17 protein-coding genes are annotated in these 18,148 nt (G+C 58.6%); 11 read left to right on the top strand and 6 right to left on the bottom strand.

Translation table 11 applies throughout. From position 1 onward, the window contains the following. Positions 1–17: 17 nt before the first annotated feature. Positions 18–857: a MurR/RpiR family transcriptional regulator gene (locus tag M2406_RS15325; RefSeq protein WP_012005376.1), complete on the bottom strand. Its 840-nt coding sequence runs from the start codon at positions 855–857 to the stop codon at positions 18–20. Positions 858–1,002: 145 nt separating this feature from the next. Between M2406_RS15325 and M2406_RS15320 the strand changes: the two genes are divergently transcribed. The 6 genes from M2406_RS15320 (at position 1,003) to M2406_RS15295 (ending at position 5,235) form a co-directional block, all read left to right on the top strand. Next, a complete protein-coding gene (locus tag M2406_RS15320; protein WP_259190539.1) occupies positions 1,003–2,589 on the top strand; it encodes a gamma-glutamyltransferase family protein in 1,587 nt (528 codons plus the stop codon). A gap of 25 nt (positions 2,590–2,614) precedes the next feature. After that, positions 2,615–2,806 (top strand): oxalurate catabolism protein HpxX, encoded by a 192-nt coding sequence (gene hpxX, locus M2406_RS15315; protein WP_017891721.1) that lies wholly within the window; start codon positions 2,615–2,617, stop codon positions 2,804–2,806. Beyond that, a complete protein-coding gene (locus M2406_RS15310) occupies positions 2,803–4,203 on the top strand; it encodes an AtzE family amidohydrolase (protein ID WP_259190537.1) in 1,401 nt (466 codons plus the stop codon). The genes hpxX and M2406_RS15310 overlap by 4 nt, the downstream gene beginning before the upstream one ends. 3 nt (positions 4,204–4,206) lie before the next feature. Beyond that, the gene (gene hpxZ / locus M2406_RS15305) at positions 4,207–4,593 is read left to right on the top strand and encodes an oxalurate catabolism protein HpxZ (protein ID WP_259190535.1); all 387 of its coding nucleotides are present in this window, start codon (positions 4,207–4,209) and stop codon (positions 4,591–4,593) included. An 85-nt stretch (positions 4,594–4,678) separates the two neighbouring features. Then, positions 4,679–4,957 (top strand): CopG family ribbon-helix-helix protein, encoded by a 279-nt coding sequence (locus tag M2406_RS15300; protein ID WP_012005371.1) that lies wholly within the window; start codon positions 4,679–4,681, stop codon positions 4,955–4,957. Next, complete coding sequence (locus tag M2406_RS15295; protein ID WP_012005370.1) at positions 4,945–5,235, top strand: type II toxin-antitoxin system RelE/ParE family toxin; 291 nt, start codon at positions 4,945–4,947, stop codon at positions 5,233–5,235. Before M2406_RS15300 ends, M2406_RS15295 begins: the two co-directional genes overlap by 13 nt. A 9-nt stretch (positions 5,236–5,244) precedes the next feature. On the opposite strand, the gene M2406_RS15290 is transcribed toward M2406_RS15295, so the two are convergent. Together M2406_RS15290 and M2406_RS15285 are read right to left on the bottom strand one after the other, a co-directional pair. After that, positions 5,245–6,129, bottom strand: a complete 885-nt coding sequence (locus tag M2406_RS15290) for a siderophore-interacting protein (protein ID WP_115183220.1) — start codon at positions 6,127–6,129, stop codon at positions 5,245–5,247. A gap of 5 nt (positions 6,130–6,134) precedes the next feature. Continuing rightward, positions 6,135–7,358, bottom strand: a complete 1,224-nt coding sequence (locus M2406_RS15285) for an MFS transporter (protein WP_135344628.1) — start codon at positions 7,356–7,358, stop codon at positions 6,135–6,137. Positions 7,359–7,495: 137 nt separating this feature from the next. On the opposite strand from M2406_RS15285, the gene M2406_RS15280 reads away from it, so the two are divergent. From M2406_RS15280 to M2406_RS15260, 5 genes are read left to right on the top strand one after another with little or no spacing between them, the layout of a single operon-like run. Next, on the top strand, positions 7,496–9,241 hold the full coding sequence (locus M2406_RS15280) for an IucA/IucC family siderophore biosynthesis protein (protein ID WP_126501334.1): 1,746 nt from the start codon (positions 7,496–7,498) through the stop codon (positions 9,239–9,241). After that, positions 9,238–10,188, top strand: a complete 951-nt coding sequence (locus M2406_RS15275; RefSeq protein ID WP_259190533.1) for a GNAT family N-acetyltransferase — start codon at positions 9,238–9,240, stop codon at positions 10,186–10,188. Before M2406_RS15280 ends, M2406_RS15275 begins: the two co-directional genes overlap by 4 nt. Continuing rightward, complete coding sequence (gene iucC / locus M2406_RS15270; RefSeq protein ID WP_259190531.1) at positions 10,185–11,933, top strand: aerobactin synthase IucC; 1,749 nt, start codon at positions 10,185–10,187, stop codon at positions 11,931–11,933. Before M2406_RS15275 ends, iucC begins: the two co-directional genes overlap by 4 nt. Beyond that, on the top strand, positions 11,930–13,258 hold the full coding sequence (locus tag M2406_RS15265) for a lysine N(6)-hydroxylase/L-ornithine N(5)-oxygenase family protein (RefSeq protein WP_012005364.1): 1,329 nt from the start codon (positions 11,930–11,932) through the stop codon (positions 13,256–13,258). The genes iucC and M2406_RS15265 overlap by 4 nt, the downstream gene beginning before the upstream one ends. Before the next feature lie 36 nt (positions 13,259–13,294). Next, positions 13,295–15,532: a TonB-dependent siderophore receptor gene (locus tag M2406_RS15260; protein ID WP_017891712.1), complete on the top strand. Its 2,238-nt coding sequence runs from the start codon at positions 13,295–13,297 to the stop codon at positions 15,530–15,532. Positions 15,533–15,595: 63 nt separating this feature from the next. Here M2406_RS15260 and puuE read toward each other — a convergent pair whose 3' ends face one another. Genes puuE through M2406_RS15245 form a run of 3 tightly spaced genes read right to left on the bottom strand, consistent with a single transcriptional unit; the run spans position 15,596 to position 18,044 of the window. Beyond that, on the bottom strand, positions 15,596–16,534 hold the full coding sequence (gene puuE / locus M2406_RS15255) for an allantoinase PuuE (RefSeq protein WP_126501330.1): 939 nt from the start codon (positions 16,532–16,534) through the stop codon (positions 15,596–15,598). 20 nt (positions 16,535–16,554) lie between these two features. Next, positions 16,555–17,298, bottom strand: a complete 744-nt coding sequence (gene hpxA, locus M2406_RS15250) for an allantoin racemase (protein ID WP_126501329.1) — start codon at positions 17,296–17,298, stop codon at positions 16,555–16,557. Continuing rightward, on the bottom strand, positions 17,295–18,044 hold the full coding sequence (locus M2406_RS15245) for a GntR family transcriptional regulator (protein ID WP_126501327.1): 750 nt from the start codon (positions 18,042–18,044) through the stop codon (positions 17,295–17,297). The genes hpxA and M2406_RS15245 overlap by 4 nt, the downstream gene beginning before the upstream one ends. Positions 18,045–18,148: the final 104 nt, after the last annotated feature.

Below are 18,148 nucleotides of genomic sequence, written 5' to 3'. Positions count from 1 at the left end.
CCAAAATGGCGCTGGGCTCAGCGCTGCTCCAGCTCATCCAGCCCCATATACAGATCGGCAATTTGGTGAATTCGTTGCCGCCCTTGCGCCAACGTCTCGTGCAGCAGAGCATTGCTGAGCAGGTTGGCCAGACTCATGGCGGCGGAATAGCTGTCAAAGGCGGAAACGCTGTCGAGCGGTGCCGCCAGATGCCAGTTAGCCAGCGGGATTAGCGCCTGTGCCTGGGGTTCACACACCAGCAGTGTCGGTACCTGCTGAACCTGCAACTGCGTCAACAACGCCCGCACCTGGCGCGGTCGGCGGCGAAACGCCACCACTATCGCTACATCTTGCGGGGACAGACTCACCAGCTCTTCCGCCAGTGTCTGACCCGGCTGCGGCACCAGTAACACCTGCTCTCGCACCTGCATCAGTTGCTGGCGCAGGTGCATCGCCACCGGATAGCTGTTGCGAAACCCCATTAACACCACCCGCCGCGCCTGTACCAAAGCAGCAATCACTGCGTTGAACTGCTCCGCATCAATATGGTTCACCCACTGGGTAAGGTTAGCCATTTCCTGCTTGTAGTGGCGCGCCAACAGGGTATTGCCCTGCACCGCGTCACGGTTATCGGTCAGCGGCATACCGCTCTGGCGCAGAGTGCGCAATTCGTCACGCATCGCGCGGTAGCTCGGGTAACCCAGGCGTTTGAACAAGCGGCTGACGGTGGCTTTGGATACCCCGCTCAGCCGCGCCAGCTCGGCGCTGTTGTAGCTGATCAGGTCATCGAAGTGATCGAAAATAAAATCGGCCACCCGCTGTTCCTGCGGCGTGAGCTGCGGATATTCCCCGCGCAGGCGTTCATCAATCTGCTGCATTGCTACTCCTGCTGTAACCTTTGTTTCAGCGGAACATAGCACGGCCAATCCACCCGCTGGCAAGCGATTATTGTCCTGGCGGAAAACATGGAACGTCTCTTGCTTGTGTTTGAGGCAGACGCTGACCTCAAACAAGGGCCAAGAAATGATTAACAGCAACACCGCGCCATTGGGCATGGCCGTCACGCCGCACCACCTCGCCAGCGAAAGCGCACTGGCGATACTGCGCAAAGGCGGCAACGCGATTGAAGCCATGGTCGCCGCCGCCGCTACCATCGCCGTGGTCTACCCACACATGAACGGCCTGGGTGGCGATGGGTTCTGGCTGATCGTGCCGCCGCAGGGTGATCCGGTGGCCATCGACGCCAGCGGCGCAGCCGGATCGCTGGCCACGCTGGATTTTTACGCCGGGGAAAGTCACATTCCCCATCGGGGGCCAAAAGCCGCGCTGACCGTCGCCGGTACTGTCGGGGGCTGGCAGGAAGCGCTGGATTACTCCGCTGAACTGGGCGGCCAGCAGTTGCCGTTGCCACGCCTGCTGGCAGATGCGATTCGCTACGCTGCAGACGGTATTCCGGTCACCGCCTCGCAGGAGGCGGCTACCCGCAGCAAATATCATGAGCTGGCAGATCGGGAGCATTTTGCCCGCACCTACCTGCCACACGGTGAAATTCCTCACGCCGGACAGCGTTTCTGCCAGCCACAATTGGCGGAGACTCTGATTACCCTGGCCGAACAGGGGTTGGACAGCTTCTATCGTGGCCGATTGGCAGAGAGCATGGCGGCGGATATGGCCAGGCTAGGCATGCCGCTTACTGCGCAGGATCTGGCGGATTATCGGCCGCGCCGCCGCACGCCGCTGCGGCTGGAGCATCAGAAAGGTGAGATCTTTAACCTGACGCCGCCGACTCAGGGCCTGGTGTCGCTGGCGATCCTCGGGCTGACCGACCGTCTGCCACTTGCCAGCCGCAGCGAAGGCGCGGTGGTACATGGTATCGTCGAGGCTACCAAACTGGCTTTCGGCCTGCGTGACCAATTCATCACCGATCCGCGTCAGATGACTCAGGATCCACAGGCATTGTTGACCGCCGAACACCTGGACGCGCTGGCCAGGCGCATCGATCCTGAACAGGCCGCCCCCTGGGGCAAAGGCAAAGGGCCGGGTGATACCGTGTGGATGGGGGTGATGGACAGCAGCGGTCTGGCGGTGTCCTTTATTCAAAGTATCTATCACGAATTCGGCAGCGGCGTGGTACTGCCGCAAAGTGGCGTGCTGTGGCAAAACCGTGGCGCGTCTTTCAGTCTGGATGCCGCGCACCTGCTGGCATTGGCGCCGGGTAAACAGCCCTTCCATACCTTGAACCCGGCAGCCGCACGCCTGTATGACGGGCGTACCCTGGTGTACGGCTCGATGGGCGGTGACGGCCAGCCGCAAACCCAGGCAGCGGTGTTTGTCCGCCATGTGGTGCAGGGGCTGCCGCTGCAACAGGCGATCAGCGCGCCGCGCTGGCTGCTCGGCCGCACCTGGGGCGAAAGCTCCGACTCATTAAAACTGGAGGGGCGTTTTAGTCAGGAAACCTTGGCCTACCTGCGTCAACGCGGCCACGAGGTAGAACTTTTAGCGGATTTCAGCGAGGCGGTCGGCCACGCCGGCGCCATTGTTCGCCATACTAACGGCATGCTCGAAGGCGCTTTTGATCCGCGCAGCAACGGCAGCGCCGCCGGCTTCTAGCCGCTCTTTCAATAAGGGGATCCCCATGAACCATCCACCTGCCACCGACTGGGCGGCTTATATCAGCCAGATGGAAAACATACTGGCCCTGGAGCTCAATGACGTGCGCCGCCAGGAACTGCTGATCCAATTCAACCGCATCGCCGCAATGGCAGAGCCGCTGATGGCCCTGCCGCTCGATCAGCGTCTGGAAATTGCCGGGGTATATCGAGCATGAATCCAATAAGCGCACTGTCGATCGCCGAGATCCGCGCCGCCCTGCAGCAAGGTGCGATTTCCGCCCGCGAGGTAGCCCAGCAAACGCTGGATAATATCGACACCCAAAACCCTTCGCTTAACGCCTATACCCACATCACCCGTGAACGTATGCTGACGGAGGCCGACAATCTCGATCGTGCCCGTGCCAAAGGGCAAGCGCTACCCAGCCTGGCGGCCATTCCTTATGCGGTGAAAAATCTGTTCGATGTCACCGGGGAAACCACCCTGGCCGGTGCCAGCCTGTTTTGCGATAACCCACCCGCCAAACAAGACGCCTGGGTGGTCAACCGGCTGGCGGCACAGGGCGCGCTGCTCTCCGGCATGCTGAATATGGACGCCTATGCCTACGGTTTCACCACCGAAAACAGCCACTACGGCGCGACGCGTAACCCACACGACACCACGCGTATTGCCGGGGGCTCCTCTGGGGGTTCAGCGGCTGCGGTCGCCGCCGGGCTGGTAACATTTTCACTCGGCAGCGATACCAACGGCTCAATACGCGTGCCCTCTTCGCTATGCGGCATCTTCGGGTTGAAGCCGACCTTTGGCCGCCTGTCGCGCAGCGGCAGCCAGCCGTTTGTCGCCAGTCTGGATCATGTCGGCCCCTTTGCCCGGCGGGTACGCGATCTGGCCGCGGTGTATGACGTGATGCAGGGCACAGATATCGAAGACCGCTTCCAGGCGGAAAAACCGATCACCCAAACCGAGTCGCTGCTGCCGCGTGGCCAACAAGGGTTACGTTGCGCGGTGCTGGCCGGCTATTTCCAGCAATGGTGCAATGAAGACGCCAAAGCGGCGGTGCAGCAGGTCGCTCAGGCGCTGGAGGCCGTCGCCGAAGTCGAACTGCCCCAGGCTGAACTGGCGCGTTCGGCGGCGTTTATTCTCACCGCCGCCGAGGGAGGTAACCAGTATCTGCCGCAGTTGCGCAGCCAACCCGAGCGCTTTGAACCGCTGTCGCGCGAGCGGCTGCTTGCCGGGGCCATGCTGCCCGCCGCCTGGTACCTGCAGGCACAACGTTTCCGCACCCATTTCCAGCAGCAGGTATTGCCGCTGTTTGAACACTGGGACATTCTGATCGCCCCGGCCACGCCGTGCGCCGCAACGATCATTGGTCAGGAAACCCTACGTATCAACGGCACCGACCTGCCGATCCGTGCCGGCATGGGCATGCTGACACAGCCGATCTCCTTTCTCGGCCTGCCGGTGGTGACGGTGCCGCTGAAAACCGCGGCGGGGCTACCGATCGGGCTGCAGCTTATCGCACCGCCATGGCGTGAAGATCTGGCACTGCGAGCCGCCTATGCGCTGGAACAACGCGGCGTAGCTACCTGTGTTTTACCAGGGAAACAGGATTAACTAATGAAGAGTGAATATATCGATCGGCCGGCAGTGCTGGCAGAAGTGAATGCCGCCTTTTACCGTTACGAACAGGCGTTGACTGGCAATGATATTGAGGTATTGGACGAGCTGTTTTGGCACGATGGGCGCACCGTCCGTTATGGTGCGACGGAGAATTTGTACGGTATCGAACAGATCCGCGACTTCCGCCAACAGCGGCCATCAAAAGGGCTGGATCGCGTACTGGAAAACACCGTTATCACCACCTACGGTGATGATATGGCCGCCGCCAGCACCGAATTCCGTCGTCCCGGCAGCGACAGTGTCGGCCGGCAGATGCAAACCTGGGTCAAACTGCCCTGCGGCTGGCGCATCGTCGCCGCGCATGTGAGTTTGATGGCGGAATAATCGCGATTGCACAAAAATTGGACAGCCATACTCAGTCCGCCGTATAGTAGCCAAAGGTATTACCTTTAGCTAACTGGGGCGACCAATGACAAGTGCAACATCGATTAAAATTGATGAACAACTGAAGCAGCGGGTGCAGCAAATTGCGGCTACACGCCAGCGCAGCGCGCACTGGATAATGCGCGAGGCGATCCGCGAATATGTCGAACGAGAAGAAAAACGCGAAGCGCTGCGCAAAGATGCGTTACAGGCATGGGAAGTCTATCAGGCAAATGGTAAACATCTGTCTCAGGAAGAGGCCGATAATTGGCTCATCAGCCTGGAAAAAGGTGATGATACGGAGATCCCGGAGTGCCACAACTGATATGGACGCCTGCAGCGCTACAAGATATTCAGCGATTGTACCGATTTCTGGCGGAGAAAGACCTCAACTCCGCAAAGAGGGCCGTTGCCACCATCCGTCACAGCGTCAATATCCTCGCTCACCAACCGCAGGTAGGTCGCCCGGTTGAAGAGATGGATACGGAATTTAGAGAATGGCCGATCGATTTCGGCAACAGTGGTTATATCGCGCTATATCATTTTGATGGCCACACCGCAGTACTGCTGGCGGTGCGCCACCAAAGTGAAGCCGGCTATTGAAGGATTAGCTCAACACCAATAGGCCATAAAGTTAACGGTGGAGCGGTCCAAATCGCGTTCGCCAATCAGGTAACGGCGCAACGCCTTCACCGCTGAAGACTCCGCCGCGACCCAGGCGTAGAAGCTTTTCGCCCCTTCGGCCCGTTCCCACAGCAGGTCGCCACCCAGGCTGTTTTCGGTCAGCGACTGTGACTGCGTACGCGCCGACTCTGGAATATTCACCCGCTGGCGCACCGATTCCACCAGCAAGGTGCCGTGCATCTGCTGATGCCCCACGTCACGCGGCAACCAATACACCTCGGCAAACGGGAAGCGGTCCATATTCAGGCAGTCACCCGCGACCGGCACTTCAAAGAACGCCTGCACTCTTGGTGGATTGGCCTGCTGCGCCAGCTGTTCCAAAATACCCACTGCCGCCGGCACCGCAGTTTCATCGGCGATCAGCAGTGCCTGTTGCAATGCGCTTGGCGGTGCCCATTCATAACCGCCGCTGTCGCCGTCAAAATCGGCATTGGGTGCAACCGCCTGCAGGGTATCACCCGGTTTGGCCTCGGTCGCCCAGGCGGAAGCCGGGCCGTTGACGCCATGCAACACAAACTCGACGTCCATCTGATTCTGTTCACTGCGCAATGCGCGCAGCGTGTAAGTACGCATCACCGGGCGCTGTTCTTTGGGTATCGCCATATAATGACGATACCAGTCGTCGCTATTTTCCAGACAGGAAAGTTGGCCATTCTCGGCCGGGAACAACAGTTTGATGCGCTGATCCGGCGCCTCCAGCTTCATGCGGTGGACGTCCGGTCCTTCGAAAACGCAGCGCAGTAAGGAAGGCGATACGTTTTCTTTTACTTTCAGTGTGATATCAAAAACTCTGTAGCTTGATGCGCCGGACATAGCTGTTACTCTCCCGCAGAATTTACCCTGACACGGTGCTGGCACCACAGCCAGCCGCTGATACCGCCCAACAGGACCGCCATCGTCAGAGCCGCCGCAATCAGCTGCGACTCACCATAAAACCTGGCCACCACCGGCACCATCAGCGCGCTCAGACCGTAACCCAGCGTGTGGCTGGTGGCGATGGCTCCCGACCCTTTGCCGGTGGACAATTTATCATTCAACAATAGCTGGTAGCCCGGTGTCGCCATAGCCGCGCCAAAGGAAGCCAACGCACAACCGGCATAGAACAACGCCAGCGGCTCAGCGCACATCAGGCCCAATCCGACCACCATCAATACCGCAGCAAGCAGCAGCAGTTGTGACGCGCTAAAGCGCTGTGGGCGCACCACCAGAAACTGTGCCAACAGGGTACAACCCGCCGCTACGCTCAACAGCACCGCCACATGATGGCTAACGCTGGTGGCAGAGTGGCTGAATAAACGGCTCAAATGCGGCGCCAACCCGAGTTGCATCAGGCTGACCGAAGCCGCCAACAGCACCGCGCACAGCAGATAAGGCACCATATTGAGGCGCAGTCGGTTTTGCTGATGGGCCACCGGTGGCAAAGGCGGATCGTTATGCTGACGGCATATCACCAGCAGGGCGATTAATGGCGCAAGCGCCATCAGCCACAGCGGTGCCATCGGATGAATCGACAACGCCAACGCGGCGCACAGGGGGCCAAGCAGCCGCCCGCAGCTCAGCCCGGAGCTGATGGTCGCCAGCGCCGACATACGTTGCTCATAACCGGCCCGCTGCAGGGCCCAGGTCTGACTGGCAGGCACCATGCCGGACACCGTCAAGCCATAGATAATCCGTGCCACGATCAGGGCGCCCAATCCCGCCATCGGCGAAAGCCAGCCTGCCGCCAGCCCCCAAACCGCCAGTGCCAGCAAGGCAAAACTGAACAAATATCCTGCTAACGCCATGGTGACCACAAACTTGCAGCCGCGAATTTCGGACTGCTTGCCCCACCACGGCGAGCCGACCAGAAACAGCATTGAGCCGAGCGTGAGTAACCCGGCCCAGACGGAAAGCGAAAGATGAGTCATGCTGACCAATACCGGCAATGCCACCAGCAGGCCGTTTTGCCCGATGCCCAACAACCCGGCACAAAGCGCCAGTGGCCAGTTGGAAGGAGACGTATTCCCAATTGTCGGTGATTTAGGGGGAGAAGAAATATGCATCAAACGTAAATTTACCGTTAATAAAATTATAAGGTTATGTTCAATTCATTGAAAAATTGTATCATAGGATGATTGATAACAATAAATATTATTGATATAAGAATCATTCTCAATTGATTCAACAGTGAAATGGGATCATGACAATCCAGTTTGAAACCGCGACGACCGACGTGGCTGCACAATGTTTTCTCAACGCATTGATGCGTGAAACCCGGGACTGGCAAATCGTTCCGGCGGCCAGCCACCAACAGTATCCGCAACTGCACATTCCACTTTCGCCTTCTCAGGCTATTCGCATCGCTTTACGCCATACCTCCCCCACTCAGCATCACCAGTACCTGTTCCCCGCTTATCTGTATCAGCAGGATGACGGTGCAGGGGTTGCGCTGAGCGTGGAACAGCTTATCTCCTTGCTGTTGGAAAAACCGGCGGTGAAAGGCGAACTGTCGGATGACGTGGTGGCCCGTTTCCGCCAGCGTGTACTGGAAAGTCATGAAAATACCCAGCAGGCGATCAATATCCGTCTGGACTGGCCTGCGCTGCGCGACAAGCCGCTGAACTTCGCCCAGGCGGAACAGGGGCTGCTGGTCGGTCACGCCTTCCACCCGGCACCGAAGTCGCATGAGCCATTCAACCATCAGCAGGCGCACCGCTATCTGCCGGATTTTGCCGCCAGCTTCCCGCTGCGTTGGTTTGCCGTCGATAAACGCCAACTGTGCGGCGACAGCCTGAATCTGACGCTGCAGCAGCGCCTGCAACGTTTTGCCGCCGAAAGTGCCCCGCAGCTGTTGGCACACTTTAGCGATAACGTCTGGCTGCTACCGATGCATCCGTGGCAGGCCGACCATTTACTGACGCAGAACTGGTGCCAGGATCTGGTGACCCAGGGGCTGCTGCAGGATCTGGGCGAAGCCGGCGAACGCTGGCTGCCTACCAGTTCTTCACGCTCGCTGTACAGCGCCAGTAACCGTGACATGATCAAATTCTCCCTCAGCGTCCGCCTGACCAACTCGGTGCGCACCCTGTCGGTAAAAGAAGTGAAGCGCGGGATCCGCCTGGCGCGTCTGGCGCAAACCCCGCGCTGGCAAGAGTTGCAGGCGCGCTATCCGACCTTCCGCGTAATGCAGGAAGACGGCTGGGCCGGTCTTCGCTCGGCAGACGGCACCGTCCAGGAAGAAAGCCTGATGGCGCTGCGCGATAACCTGCTGTTCGACCAGCCACAAAGCCAGACCAACGTGCTGGTGACGCTGACCCAGGCCGCGCCGGATGGCGGCGACAGCCTGCTGGCTGCAGCGGTACGCCGTTTGGCCAGCCGCCTGAATCTGCCGTTGCAACAAGCCGCCCACACCTGGCTGGATGCCTACTGCCAACAGGTGTTGCTGCCGCTGTTCAGTACCGAAGCCGATTACGGGCTGGTGCTGCTGGCTCACCAGCAAAACATTCTGGTAGAGATGCAGCAGGACCTGCCGATCGGCATGCTGTATCGCGACTGTCAGGGCAGTGGTTTTACCCGTGACGCCGGCCCCTGGCTGGAAGAAATTGGCGAAGCCGATGCGGAAAACCGCTTCAGCGAGCAACAGTTGCTGCGCTACTTCCCTTACTACCTGCTGGTGAACTCCAGCCTGGCGGTCACCGCCGCACTGGCCGCGGCCGGTTTCGACAGTGAAGAGGCATTGATGGCCCGGGTACGCGACGCACTGAGCGGCCTGCGCGCCAACGCCAAAAACACCCTGTGCCTGGACTACGTGCTCGACAGCAGCCACTGGAACTGTAAAGGCAACTTCTTCTGTTACCTGCACGACCATAACGAAAACACCATCGTTGATCCGGCGGTGATTTACTTTGATTTCGTTAACCCGCTGCGCCAGGGAGCCGCCCAATGATGCCGCACGCCAAACTGATGCATGCCGGCAGCGGTTTTCGTTGCGAACGGCTGGAACGGGAGTTGCAGCTTGGCCTCGGTCTCGACGGTAGCGCCGTGCTGCACTATCCAGGCCCACTGCCACAGGGTTGGCTGGTTCAAGCGTTAGACCAGTTACTGGTGGCCGCGCCGCAGCTCAGCGGTGTCACGCTGCCTTACGCGCAATGGCGTGAAGAACCGCAGGCGCAGGCGCTGTTCGCGTTGGCCAGCGGTGACTATCTGGCACGCGAAACCTTTTATCAATTGCCGCTGTGGCTGATGGCTGAACGCAACCGCGCCTCCGGCCAGATGCAGTATGACGCCGAACGCAGCCTGTGGTACCCACAGCGCCCGGCGCGTCCCAACGGTGAGGTGTACCGCCGTTACGATCCGCAGTTGAAGAAAACCCTCAGTTTCCGCCTGCCGGAAGTGGGACGCGACGCCGAACAGTTCACCCGCTGGATGAATTCACCGCGCGTTGACGCCTTCTGGGAAATGAGCGGCCCGCTCGAAACCCAGGCCGCCTACCTGCAGCGTCAACTGGATTCCAGCTACTGCTACCCGTTGCTGGGTTGCTTTGACGATCGCCCGTTCGGCTATTTCGAAGTTTATTGGGCGCCGGAGGATCGCATTGGCCGCCACTATCGCTGGCAACCCTTCGATCGTGGGCTGCACATGCTGGTGGGTGAAGAAGACTGTCGCGGTGCGCAGTACATCCGCAGTTGGCTGCGCGGCCTGACGCATTACTTGTATCTGGATGAGCCCCGCACCACGCGGGTGGTCGCCGAGCCGCGAGCCGACAACCAACGCCTGTTCCGTCACCTGCCAGCCGCCGGTTATCACACCCTTAAAGAGTTTGATTTCCCACATAAGCGTTCGCGTTTGATAGTGAATCAGCGTGCCGAATTCTTCCAGGAGACCTGCGTATGATGACGCCAGATTACGCCGACTGGCAGCGCGTTAACCGCCAGATGATCGCCAAGATCCTCGCCGAGCTGGAATACGAGCGCGCGCTGCAGGCTGAACATCACGACGGGCAATGGCACATTGCGCTGGGCGACGCCCACTACCGCTTCAGCGCCGAACGCGGCATCTGGGGCTGGCTGCACATCGATCCGGCTACCCTGGCCTGCGATCAATCGCCGTTAGCCGCCGACCAAACGCTGCGCCAACTGGCACAGGTGTTGAAGATGGACGATGCGCAGGTCGCAGAACATCTGGAAGACCTGTACGCCACGTTGCGCGGCGATATGCAGTTGCTGTCTGCCCGTCACGGTATGAGTGCGCAGGATCTGATCGCACTGGACGCCGATGCGCTGCAATGCCTGCTGGCCGGACATCCCAAGTTTATCTTTAATAAAGGTCGTCGTGGTTGGGGCCTGACCGCGCTGCAGCAGTATGCCCCGGAATACCAGGGCCAGTTTCGCCTGCACTGGGTGGCGGCCAAGCGTAGCAGCTTCGTCTGGTGTGCTGATGAAGAATATCCGCTGACCCAGTTGCTCGATAGCGCCATGGACAGCGCCGAACGCCAGCGCTTCGACCAGCGCTGGCGCGAGCTGAAACTGACCCATGACTGGATCCCGGTGCCCCTGCATCCGTGGCAGTGGCAGCAAAAGATCGCGCTGCACTTCCTGCCGCAGTTGGCCGAAGGTGAACTGGTGGAGTTGGGGGAATTTGGTGACAACTATTTGGCACAGCAATCGTTGCGTACCCTGACCAATATCAGCCGCCGCTCCGCGTTCGACATCAAACTGCCGCTGACCATTTACAACACTTCGTGTTATCGCGGTATTCCGGGCAAGTACATCAGCGCCGGGCCGGCCGCTTCCCGCTGGCTGCAGCAGATCTTTTCCGAAGACAGCACGCTGCGCGCCAGCGGCGCCGAAATCCTGGGTGAACCGGCGGCGGGTTATATGACCCACCCAACCTACGCATCCCTGGCCAAAGCCCCCTACCGCTATCAGGAAATGCTTGGCGTGATCTGGCGTGAGAACCCTTCTTGCTATCTGCAGGAGGGCGAACAGGCCATTTTGATGGCGACGCTGATGGAAACCGACAACCAAGGCCAGCCGCTGATCGCCGCCTATATTGCTCGTTCCGGCCTGAGCGCTGAAGCCTGGTTGCAACAGATGTTCAGCGTGGTGGTGTTGCCGATGTATCACCTGATGTGCCGCTACGGCGTGGCGCTGATCGCCCACGGGCAGAACATCACGCTGGTGATGAAAGACCACGTGCCGCAACGCGTGCTGCTTAAAGACTTCCAGGGAGATATGCGCCTGGTGGATAAGGACTTCCCCGAAGCGGCGACGCTGCCGAAAGTCGTCAAGGACGTCACCGTGCGTCTGTCCGCCGACTACCTGATCCATGACTTGCAAACCGGGCATTTCGTCACCGTGTTGCGCTTTATCTCACCGCTGATGCAGGCCTGCGGAGTCAGTGAAGCCCGTTTCTATCAGCTGCTGGCGCAGGTGCTGGAAGGCTATATGGCACGGCACCCGGAGATGGCGGAACGTTTTGCCCTGTTTGATCTGTTTAAACCACAAATCATTCGCGTGGTGCTCAACCCGGTGAAACTCACCTACTCGGAGCAGGATGGCGGCAGCCGTATGTTGCCAAACTATCTGCAGGATCTGGATAACCCTCTTTACCTGGTCACCAAGGAGTTTGCCCAATGAATCAGCCCCTGGATTTCATCGGCATTGGCGTAGGTCCGTTCAACCTCAGTATTGCCGCTCTCGGCAGTGAAGTTGCCGGTTTTAACAGTAAATTTCTCGAGCGCAAACCGCACTTTTCCTGGCACCCCGGCATGATGGTGCCGGATTGCCATATGCAGACCAGTTTCCTCAAGGATCTGGTCAGTGCGGTATCGCCGACCAATCCCTACAGCTTTATTAACTATCTGGTGAAACGGAAGAAATTTTACCGTTTCCTGACCACCGAGCTGCGCACGGTGTCGCGCGAAGAGTTTGCCGACTACCTCGACTGGGCCGCCAATGGCCTGAAGTCGCTCGAATTCAGCCAGGACATTCAAAGCGTGGATTTTGACGACCAGCAGCGGCAATTTGTCGTCACCACCCAGCGCGCCACCTACCGGGCACGCCACGTCTGTCTGGGCATCGGCAAACGCATCAAGCTGCCGGACTGCGTTACCGAACAAAACGATCGCTGCTTCCATGCCAGCGAGATGACGTTGCGTAACCCGGATCTGACCGGCAAGCGCGTCACCATCGTCGGCGGCGGCCAGAGCGGTGCCGATCTGTTCCTGAACATCTTCCGCGCCGAGTGGGGCCAGCCGGCGCAGTTGAACTGGATCTCGCGTCGCAACAACTATAACGCCCTGGATGAAGCCGCTTTCGCCAACGAGTACTTCACCCCGGACTACGTTGACAGTTTCTATGGCCTGAACGACAGCGCCAAACAGCGCATGCTGACCGAGCAGAAGATGACTTCTGACGGCATCACCAGCGACTCGCTGTTAGCGATTTACCGGGCGATGTACCACCAGTTTGAAGTGCTGCGCGAAAAGCCCTGGGCGCACCTGTTACCCAGCCGCTCGCTGGCGGCGATCCAGGCCGCAGGCAACGGCTGGCAGTTAGTGACCCACCATCATCTCGATCAGGGCAAAGAAACCTTCGATACCGATGTGGTGATCTTCGCCACCGGCTATCAGCAGGATCGTCCGGCTTTCCTTGAGCCGCTGGCGGACCGTCTGTTAACCACCGCCGATGACCAGTACCGCGTGGCCCCCGACTTCACCCTGGAGTGGCAAGGCCCCAGCGAAAATTGCCTGTTTGCGGTGAACGCCGGTATGCACAGTCACGGCATCGCCGAACCCCAGCTCAGCCTGATGGCCTGGCGTTCGGCTCGTATTCTCAACCGGGCTTTAGGACGCGACCAGTTCGATTTAACGTCCACCCCGGCGGTGATCCAATGGCGCAGCCAGCAACCGGGCACCCCAGCCCGAGCGACACACGCCATGCTCAATTACACCGAGTTTTAACTACACACCAATGATGGGAAACACTGGAAGATAATGATGAAGCGCAAACACCTCTGGGTATTAAATCCTTGTCTGCTGGCGATGATCGCACCAGCAGCAGCCTGGGCAGAAGAACAAAAAAGCGAAGAGCAAATGGTGGTTTCCGCCAGCCGTGCGCACCGTACCGTAGCAGAAATGGCGCAGACCACCTGGGTGATTGAGAGCCAGGAAATTGAGCAACAGGTACAGGGCGGCAAAGAGATCAAGGACATGCTGGCGCAGTTGATCCCGGGGATGGACGTCAGCGGTCAGGGCCGAACCAACTACGGCATGAACCTGCGTGGCCGTTCAATGATGGTGATGATCGACGGCGTGCGTTTGAACTCTTCACGCAGCGACAGCCGCCAGTTGGATTCGATCGACCCGTTTAATATCGACCACATTGAAGTGATCTCCGGTGCCACCTCGCTGTACGGCGGCGGCAGCACCGGTGGTTTGATCAACATCGTCACCAAAAAAGGCCAGAAAGAGCAGCAGGTTGAGCTGCAGATCGGCGGCAAAACCGGCTTTGGCGGCCATAACGACCACGACGAAAACGTGGCGGCGGCGGTCAGCGGCGGCAACGATAATGCCTCGGGCCGCCTGTCGGTCTCTTACCAGCGCTACGGCGGCTGGTACGACGGCAAGGGCAATGAAGTCTTGATCGACAATACCCAGACTGGCCTGCAATATTCCGATCGCCTCGACGTGATGGGTACCGGCACCATTAATATCGACGATCACCAGCAGCTGCAACTGACCACTCAGTATTACAAAAGCCAGTCCGATGGCGACCACGGCCTGTTCCTGGGGGAGAATTTCTCCGCGGTGACCGGCAGCGCCAAAGCTTATAACAGCGGCAACCTGAATTCCGATCGTATTCCTGGCACTGAACGTCACCTGATCAACCTGCAGTACTCCAACACCGATTTCCTCGGGCAGGATCTGGTGGCGCAGGTTTATTATCGCGATGAGTCGCTGACCTTCTATCCGTTCCCGACGCTGGCGGGCAAAGCACCGGACTACTACGTCAGCAGCATCGGTGCCTCGCAGCAGAAAACCGATTTTTACGGCGGCAAGCTGACGCTGAACAGCAAACCGATCGACGCCCTGACGCTGACCTACGGCATCGACGCCGAGCATGAAACTTTCAATTCCAACCAGCAGTTCTTCGATCTGGCCAAGGCGCAACAGTCCGGCGGCATGGACTTGCAAAACGCCTATAACACCGGGCGTTACCCAGGCTACACCACCAGCAATCTGGCCACCTTCATGCAGGCCAGTTACGATATCAACCCTATCTTTACCCTTAGCGGCGGTGTGCGTTATCAGTACACTGAAAACAAGATTGATGACTTTGTTGGCTATAACCAACAGCAGGCCATCGCCACCGGCGGCGCGACCTCAGCGGACGCGATCCCAGGTGGGAAAACCGACTATAACAACGCCCTGTTCAACGCCGGCCTGCTGGCGCACCTGACCGAACGCCAACAGACCTGGGTCAACTTCTCGCAGGGCTACGAGATCCCGGATCCGGGCAAATATTACGGCAACGGCACTTATTCGCTGAACAACGGCCACTATCAGTTGAACAAAAGCGTCAACGTCGGCGATTCCAAGCTGGAAGGCATTAAGGTTAACTCTTATGAGCTCGGCTGGCGCTATACCGGTGACAACCTGCGTACGCAGATCGCCGGCTACTACTCGCTGTCTGATAAGAGCATTTCGATCAACAAAACCGATATGACCATCAACGTCAATTCGGATAAGCGTCGTATCTACGGGGTGGAAGGCGCGGTCGATTACTTCTTCGAAGACAGTGACTGGAGCGCGGGCACCAACTTCAACTTCATTCGCTCCGAGACCAAGGTCAACGGCGAGTGGAAAAAACTGTTGGTGGACACGGCCAGCCCATCGAAAGTCACCGCCTATGTCGGCTGGGCACCGGGTGACTGGAACCTGCGCCTGCAGTCGCAGCAGAGCTTCGACGTCTCGGATGACGGTGATTACACCAAGGTCGGCTCCACTCAGGGCCGCAAAATTGATGGCTACAACACCATCGATTTCCTCGGCAGCTACGCCCTGCCGGTGGGTAAACTCAGCTTTAGCGTAGAGAACCTGCTGGACAAGGAATACACCACCGTCTGGGGCCAGCGCGCACCGATCCTTTATAGCCCAACCTACGGTTCACCAGAGCTTTACAGCTATAAAGGCCGTGGCCGCACCTTTGGTCTGAACTACTCCGTACTGTTCTGATCCCTGCCTGGGCGCATTTTCGCGCCCAAACAGAATGAAGAAAGGGCCACTTCGGCCCTTTCTTCATTTCTTGAACGGGTGCTGCGCGACCCAGTGCTCGGCGATATCCTGCCGCCGGCATACCCAAACCCGATCGTGTTGCTCGATATAATCCAGAAAGCGCTGCAATGCGCGAAACTTGCCAGGACGCCCCAGCAAGCGGCAATGCATCCCGATCGACAGCATCTTCGGCGACTCTGCCCCTTCGGCGTACAGCACGTCAAAACTGTCTTTAAGATAGGTAAAGAACTGCTCGCCGGTGTTAAACCCCTGCGGCGAAGCGAAACGCATGTCATTAGCTTCTAACGTATAAGGCACGATCAAATGCGGTTTCTTCTGGCCATTGGCGCACTGCACTTCGGTCCAGAACGGCAAATCATCACCGTAATAATCGCTGTCGTACAGTAAACCTCCTTGTTCCACCACCAACCGACGAGTATTCGGGCTATCGCGGCCGGTATACCAGCCGAGCGGCGCCTTGCCGAACAGATCGCGCAGTACGGTGATGGCCTGCTGCATATGCTGCCGTTCGGTCGCTTCATCCATATGTTGATAGTGGATCCAGCGCCAGCCGTGGCTGACTACGTCGTAATCGGCGTTTTTAATCGCTTCAACCACCAACGGATTACGCGCCAGTGCCATTCCCACGCCAAACACCGTCAACGGCAGACCACGGCGCTGAAACTCATGATGAATGCGCCAGAAACCAGCACGTGAACCATATTCATACAAGGAATCCATCGACATATGGCGTTCGGGATAACTGGCAGCACCAATGATATCGGAAAGAAACTGTTCCGAACCGGCGTCGCCGTGCAGCACGTTATTTTCAGCGCCCTCTTCGTAGTTGAGAACAAACTGCACCGCGATTCGCGCCTGACCAGGCCAACCAGCGTGCGGCGGACGACCACCGTAGCCGATTAAATCTCGGGGATAATCTTGATTGAACTGGAACTCACCCATCGCTGTTTCCCCTTTACTGATTACCCGCAAAAACTGCCAAACATACCGGACAAGGGTTTTGCCCGCGGAAAATCCAGATCGCCGTGTTTGCTGGTGCTCAGACCAAGGGCATTCAACGACTCGATCATTTTCACCGCGGCGCTGACACCGTCGATCACCGGGATCCCCAGCTCCAGCGTCAGTTCACGCGCCAAATCCGCCATGCCGCCACAACCGAGCACAATCGCGCCGCTGCCGTCCTGTTGTTTTGCCTGGATGCACTGTTCACGTACCTTTTGTTGCGCCAGACCACTTCCATCTTCCAGCGCCAACACCGGCAGGTCGATCGCATGCAACGCGGCGCAGTGTCGCTCAAAACCATATTGATGCAGTAAATGTCGTGCGATAACCAACGTACGCGGCAGCGTGGTGACGATGGAAAAACGTGTCGCCACCAGCGTCGCCATATGCATTGCCGCCTCGGCGATGCCAATCACCGGTCGGTTTGCCAACTCCCGCGCCGCCAGCAGGCCCGGATCGCCGAAACAGGCGATGACATGGCCGCTGACCCCCGCTTCTCGGCCCAACTTCACCTGCTGCAATACGCCGATCGCAGCAATGGCTTCGTCAAAATGCCCTTCTATTGACGGCGCCCCTTCCTGTGGGCAAACCGCCAGGATCTTGGTTCCCGGCGCGGCCACCGAACGGGCAGCGGCAGCAATGGTTTCCGTCATTACCCGGCTGGTATTTGGATTGATGACCTGAATGATGCAGTCAGCGATCATAGCGGTTCCCTCGAGCCGGATTCGGCAAATATCCGGGCAAAATCCGGCGTTTCATTTGCACCATGATCAAACCGCAGGTTGGCCACGATGTCGTCAAAATGGCGGGCCATATGATCTGCCAGCGCCACACTGTCTTTGTCGCGCAACAGCCCCAGCAGATCACCGTGGTCGTGGCAACGACAACCCTGCTGCCAGGGCGAGCCGTAAACGGCTATCACCAACGATGAACGCAGTGTGAGCAGCGAAACCATCTCGGTCAGCACCTGATTACCGGCGATCGCTTGCAATTGAACGTGGAACGCGGCGGACAGGCGGATCGCCGCCGCACCGTCCTGATCGCGGTGCGCCTGCTGTTCCTGCGCCACTAGCTCTGCCATCGCCAGCAAATGCTCTTCTTTGCAGTGGGTAACCACCTGCGGCAGGTTGGCGCACTCCAGCATTTTTCTCGTCTGGAAAACATTCGCCGCTTCGTCCTGCCCCGGCGTGGCAACCTGTGCACCACGTTTGGGCAGTTGAGTGACCAGTTGCACTGCGGCAAGGCGCTGCAGCACCCGCCGGATGCCGGTTCGGCTGACGCCAAAAGTCTCCGCCAACGCTTCTTCCGGCAATTTGCTGCCGGGCAGCAACCGATGTTCGACGATGGCTTTCACCAGCGAGTTGTAAATGCAATCGTCTTTATCTTCAATGAAATAACTGGCCTGTTGCCCATGCCAGGCGGCGTTGGTGTCGATCGCTGTACCGATCATTTTTCTGCTCCCCGTCCCCTTCAATCGTCAAATCGTATACAAGAATTAGATATTTTGTATACAAAAAAGAGCAGTCTGGCCTGGATCCTGCAAATGCCCTCTCA

Source organism: Serratia sp. BIGb0163 (genome assembly GCF_024809935.1).
GTDB lineage: Bacteria > Pseudomonadota > Gammaproteobacteria > Enterobacterales > Enterobacteriaceae > Serratia > Serratia quinivorans.
The sequence above is the reverse complement of the archived record's forward strand: the minus strand, read 5'-3'. Positions and strand labels throughout refer to the sequence as shown.